Source organism: Agrobacterium sp. MCAB5, assembly GCF_052114365.1.
Taxonomy (GTDB): Bacteria; Pseudomonadota; Alphaproteobacteria; order Rhizobiales; family Rhizobiaceae; genus Agrobacterium; species Agrobacterium tumefaciens.
The window spans coordinates 1-742 of sequence record NZ_JBFREP010000085.1; the positions used below are offsets into that span (position 1 = coordinate 1).

2 pseudogenes are annotated in these 742 nt (G+C 59.6%); both read right to left on the reverse strand.

Annotated features, from left to right (window positions below):
• A pseudogene (locus tag AB4Z23_RS27430) lies at positions 1-378 on the reverse strand (glycosyltransferase family 4 protein); the annotation flags it as partial.
• A pseudogene (locus AB4Z23_RS27435) lies at positions 375-742 on the reverse strand (glycosyltransferase family 4 protein); the annotation flags it as partial. The pseudogenes AB4Z23_RS27435 and AB4Z23_RS27430, both read right to left, overlap by 4 nt.

Below are 742 nucleotides of genomic sequence, written 5' to 3' on the forward strand. Positions count from 1 at the left end.
GCTGAAGGCGTAGAGACCAGCTGCGCCATGGAAGCCGCGCCGGGCCACCATTTCGGAGAAAATCGACCCGGCCCAGATCGCGTGAGAGGTTTCCTCCACAACGTCTTTCGTTCGCATGTGGCGCAGCACGGAACGGAGGCCAAAGCTGGAAAACACCGTCGTTAGCGCTGTCGGCACGCCTTTTGGCAGCCGACCGGCCAGCCGTTTGACAGGTGCGGGATAAAGGGTTGCCGGAAACGAATTGACGATCCGGGGCCAGCCTTTCGTGGCGCATATATCGGTGTAAAAATGCGCAAGGCGGCCAGCGGATGCAAATATTCTCGGTACGGCATAATGCATGCGGGCGCCGAGCTGGCTGACGACGACTTTGTCTTTCATGACGAGATACCTTGAGCGATAGGGGGACTGGAAGGCTCGACAGTCTGCAGCCCGGCGATCAGCACTGCCCAGGCATCTGCCGCCTTTTCTCGGGAATAGTCGGCACAAAGCAGCCGCCGTGCCGCATCCCCCATTGCTGTCGTGGTATCCGGGTCGTCGCAGAGCTTTTCGATGGTGCTGGAGAGCTTATCGATCTCTCCGATTTCGACGTTGCTGCCGCATCCCTTGGCTCTGAGAACGCGCGGCACCTCTCCATCAGGGTCGCCAACGAAGATCGTCGGCCTCCCGGCCGCGAGGATGCCATAGAATTTGCTTGGAATGATGCAGTGTTCCAGTTCCGGCAGCAGCGAGACCAGATGCACAT